Annotated in this window: 5 protein-coding genes and 1 pseudogene; 5 read left to right on the top strand and 1 reads right to left on the bottom strand. The window is 41.0% G+C overall.

Translation table 11 applies throughout. From position 1 onward, the window contains the following. The first annotated feature begins 128 nt into the window (after positions 1–128). A complete protein-coding gene (locus APA10_RS11090; RefSeq protein ID WP_050998022.1) occupies positions 129–620 on the top strand; it encodes a hypothetical protein in 492 nt (163 codons plus the stop codon). On the opposite strand, the gene APA10_RS11085 is transcribed toward APA10_RS11090, so the two are convergent. Continuing rightward, positions 617–1,249 (bottom strand): hypothetical protein, encoded by a 633-nt coding sequence (locus APA10_RS11085; protein WP_035367646.1) that lies wholly within the window; start codon positions 1,247–1,249, stop codon positions 617–619. The two genes, APA10_RS11090 and APA10_RS11085, sit on opposite strands and share 4 nt — an antisense overlap. Before the next feature lie 365 nt (positions 1,250–1,614). On the opposite strand from APA10_RS11085, the pseudogene APA10_RS11080 reads away from it, so the two are divergent. The 4 genes and pseudogenes from APA10_RS11080 to APA10_RS15185 all read left to right on the top strand — a co-directional run. Next, positions 1,615–2,343 (top strand): annotated as a pseudogene (locus tag APA10_RS11080) (DUF4747 family protein); the annotation flags it as partial. After that, positions 2,340–2,861: a hypothetical protein gene (locus APA10_RS11075; protein WP_050998021.1), complete on the top strand. Its 522-nt coding sequence runs from the start codon at positions 2,340–2,342 to the stop codon at positions 2,859–2,861. The pseudogene APA10_RS11080 and the gene APA10_RS11075, both read left to right, overlap by 4 nt. A gap of 214 nt (positions 2,862–3,075) precedes the next feature. Then, the gene (locus APA10_RS11070; protein WP_035367643.1) at positions 3,076–3,486 is read left to right on the top strand and encodes a hypothetical protein; all 411 of its coding nucleotides are present in this window, start codon (positions 3,076–3,078) and stop codon (positions 3,484–3,486) included. A gap of 70 nt (positions 3,487–3,556) precedes the next feature. Continuing rightward, the gene (locus tag APA10_RS15185; RefSeq protein WP_170164628.1) at positions 3,557–3,706 is read left to right on the top strand and encodes a hypothetical protein; all 150 of its coding nucleotides are present in this window, start codon (positions 3,557–3,559) and stop codon (positions 3,704–3,706) included. The last annotated feature ends 70 nt before the right edge of the window (positions 3,707–3,776 follow it).

The following is a 3,776-nucleotide window of genomic DNA, read 5'->3' as shown; positions in this document are numbered from 1 at the left end:
CTGGCCCAGGAACAAAAACGGCGTGCAGAGGCTGAACTGGAAATCACCACTCTGCAACGCCGTTTGCATAGGCACGAGCAAGCCCGTGACGGTTACGGACGGTACACCAGAACAAACGGGGCAGCAACGTGCAGAATACAGAAGAAGCCACACCAGAACGCCTGGCCAAAGGCGACGTAACGGAAGTTTACGTTCAGGAACACAAAAACCAGCCACCAGAAAAGCGCCTGCGGTCATCCGGGGCGCTTTACGCGCTGCGTAGGGCAGGCACCATTACAGATGCCCACGTAGCCGCAGCCGAACATTGGGCGCGGGATTACGAAACCGGCGTGCTAGGTGCCAGAGATCCGGAAGCAGGGAAGAAGGGTGGCCTACCAGATCCGCACGTTATTATGCTGTCCCGCGCAGCTGCTGTGAGGCGCTGCGAGTATGTGCGCAACGCCTTGGGGCTGGTGGGCGAAACCTTCCTACACCGCATGATGATTGACGGCATGAGTGTTCAGGCTATGGCAGAGGCCGCTTCCACTCACAAACTGCGCGTTTCAGGCGCTATTGACCTGCTTCTGGAGCAGTTGGTGGAGGCATATCAGGTGATGCCGGGCGGGTTGTGGGGATGTTAAAATTTTTCTGCTATTTTTCGTTCCAATAACTTGTGTTCACTATTTAAAATGGTTTCTGTTTTTTCCAAATCGGCAATGAAATCAGAGACGTTATCTCTTAGCGTGCTAAAATTTCTTTGCAATCTGCTATAGTATATTTCGATCCCTTTATTTTTTTGATTATTAGCCCCACCGATAAGAGTTGGTATACCACTATTAAAACTAGTTAAAAACTCTACTTTTTTCTCATCTTTTGATATTGAACAATAATTTTTTATTTGTTCTCTTAAGTTTTCAATATGATCATGCTTTATTAACTCAACCTCTTTTCCAGTTATAGTTCGGTCTACTCTGTCGATAGATTGAAGAATATGATCTGTGACCATTTTAATTTTTATCAAAGCAACTTTTTCAGTTTCTTTTTGGGATATTTCTCGTTCAATAACAATTATTTGCTGCTTTAAATCGGATCGCATCTCAGAAATAACAGCGCGTCTTTCTGATTTTCTAGCAATAAATATAGAAGTCCAGATAGCCGCAACTGAGCCAATAGCTTGAACAACTGCAGCAGAGGCTGAAATCCAAGCATTCCAGTCTTGAGGGGTCGTATTACGATTCCATACTTTGATTTTCTTGGGGCTTAAAAACATATAAATTTAAAAAAAAGGAGGCCTCAGCCCCTCGTATATTGCATAGGAGCTATGGAGGTCATAGGTACAGTTCGTAAACACGAATATATCCAACTAAAGTGACTTCCCGTTCCCTTGAATGAACAAAAAACAGAACATCATATTATGATGATCGCTATGCATTCTTGGAACATTTACCAAGATAATATGAGAGTTTCTTTGCGTGTCGTTAATGGTATGGCTGGTACAAATTTTTATTTTTAAGAATCAGGATTCGGAATGGCTCATAACAAGACGATGTTTATTGCAAAAATAAATATTGAAATGGAACGACCTCATTCTCCTAAACGATATGCGCAACTTTTAAATAGAGTTTTCAAAAAAAAGAAATGGTAAAAATAAAGGGAGATGCATGTTTAATATTTACACAGATATTACCGAGTGAGGAAAATATATTTGGAACTATTGGTAAATTTACAAAAATAGATTTTGACAAAGCATGGTTAGATATCCAAAAAATGGATAGTGCAGATGAAAATACACTCAAATTATTAAATATTCCTCCGTACTTACAGCCAAATTATGAATCTTTCTATTTTTTATTTGATTTGTATAAGCACATGTTTTACTATGAGAGAAAAGTATCTCCTAATTTTATGCAGAAATTTCTATCAATTTTATTTTCAAACCCAGAAATAATTGATGAATTTGGTGAAATCGGCGTATCTATTATTCAATCAGAAGAAGCTTTAGAAGAAATTTTTTCTCTTGTATCGTTGACTAATTTAGAAATCAGAATTTTTCGGCCTAACCCTGACGATTGTGGTAACCTTGATGACATAATGATGGGGGTAATGGAAAATTCAGGTGCTTCTCAAGTTCGCTTTGGTGCTACTGGTTCTAAAAAAACAGGTCTGAAAGTTACCGAGGGAATAAAAAATTTAGGTCAACTAGCACTTGAGCATGGTGATATATCTGCAAAAGGTTATGATACATCAGATAAGTTGGTTAAAAAATCAAGTAAAGAACATCCTATAGTAGAAAAAATACAATATAAATCAGAATCAGCAGGTGAGGCATTTCAAAATGCTGTATATAGGATGAGTAGAAAATGAAGTATTTTTCATTAAAAATAAAAGAGCAATATAAAGGTGTAGAGAAAGTATTTTGCGATTATTTTAATATTTATGGGGGTTTTTTATCTTTAATATCGTCTCCTTATTTACATCTTGCGCTGTTTTTGTCCATTATTTCATTTGGCTTATGGTCAACTGATGGATGGTGGGATTTGCCTCTTTCAATCCTCCCAAGCCTAATCTCTTTTACTTTAGCTGGTTACGCCATGTTGACAGCTTTGGGTAATGACCAATTTAGAGCAAAAATGGCACGGACTATTCCGCCCCACCAAGAATCTGTTTTTATGCAGGTTAGTGCGTCGTTCGCTCATTTTATAATAGTCCAAACTATAGGATTATTATTGGCACTTATATCCAAAGCACATTTTTTTAGATCTATATATCTTCATACGGGCATATTAGAACAAAATTTTCTAAAATCTGAGGTTTTTATTTCAATACATGGTTTTTTTCTTGGTTTTCATATTTTGTATTTTTATATTCTTGCGTACTTATAATTCCATGTGCATTTTCTATTTTTCGTGCAACAAGATGGTTTAATTATTTTATGCAACAAGATATATCGTCATCCCTTAAGCAGAATAATGATAATCCTCAACCGTGATTAATATTTGACAGTTACCCCTAAGTAGCCGTAAAAAGTCAAAATCTTCGAAGTCGTGTGCCCATCTGGGCCACGGCTTTTTTTGTATCCTCTGAAAAGCTGAACGCATGAAACACAGGCAGAAGATCTGCCGTGGTGCTGTCCTGCTGCGTGGGAAGAAGATTGTTCTAGTTGTTTCGGCAGATGGAAATGTGGCGCATTGCGTGCGCATGGTTCCAGATCGTCTGCCACGGCATCGGGCTGATGTGATTTTGCGGGCCGTTGGTAGCCTGAAAAATACGGTTGCCCGATGCGATGCCCTTGCATGCGAAAAATATGGCCACCTGCAATCGCTGCGCGAACTGCCAGCGGGCGCGGTGTATGCTGAGCACGACATGCAGCGCATTGATGCCGCGCTACGCAAAGAACATGCTTCCCGCGCGGTGGAAGAGTTGCCACCCGGCGTGATGGAAACAACATGGCGCGGGCCAAAATGGGGCGATTGCGGCCGCAAGGTTGGCGGCGCTCCATCTGATTAAGCGAAACCCCCGGCTGTTCGAGCAGCGCGGGGGTTTCTTTTGTCCACCCCTGAGCTTTCCAGGAATGAACATGCCTGATCTTAAAGATCTCTGGCGTTTGGTACAAGTGATGAATGATCTCAAAGCATGGCGCTTTGTTGCTCTTGTGCTGGTTGCTCTGGCATTTGCAGTTGCAAAAGCATTGCCTGGCATGGCTGCAATCATTCAGGCATGTCAGTAAAAAGCGTCATGATAACGCGGTATTATCTGACACGGCATACCTGCCAAGGTGTCAGATAACCCGCAGAACA

This window comes from Acetobacter pasteurianus subsp. pasteurianus LMG 1262 = NBRC 106471 (assembly GCF_000285275.1).
Lineage (GTDB): Bacteria > Pseudomonadota > Alphaproteobacteria > Acetobacterales > Acetobacteraceae > Acetobacter > Acetobacter pasteurianus.
The sequence above is the reverse complement of the archived record's forward strand: the minus strand, read 5'-3'. Positions and strand labels throughout refer to the sequence as shown.

Bases quoted from the DNA above. Each gene is read 5' to 3' on its own strand.
- APA10_RS11085 (WP_035367646.1), bottom strand. From the start codon at position 1,249: ATGTTTTTAAGCCCCAAGAAAATCAAAGTATGGAATCGTAATACGACC.
- APA10_RS11075 (WP_050998021.1), top strand. From the start codon at position 2,340: ATGAAGTATTTTTCATTAAAAATAAAAGAGCAATATAAAGGTGTAGAG.
- APA10_RS11070 (WP_035367643.1), top strand. From the start codon at position 3,076: ATGAAACACAGGCAGAAGATCTGCCGTGGTGCTGTCCTGCTGCGTGGG.
- APA10_RS15185 (WP_170164628.1), top strand. From the start codon at position 3,557: ATGCCTGATCTTAAAGATCTCTGGCGTTTGGTACAAGTGATGAATGAT.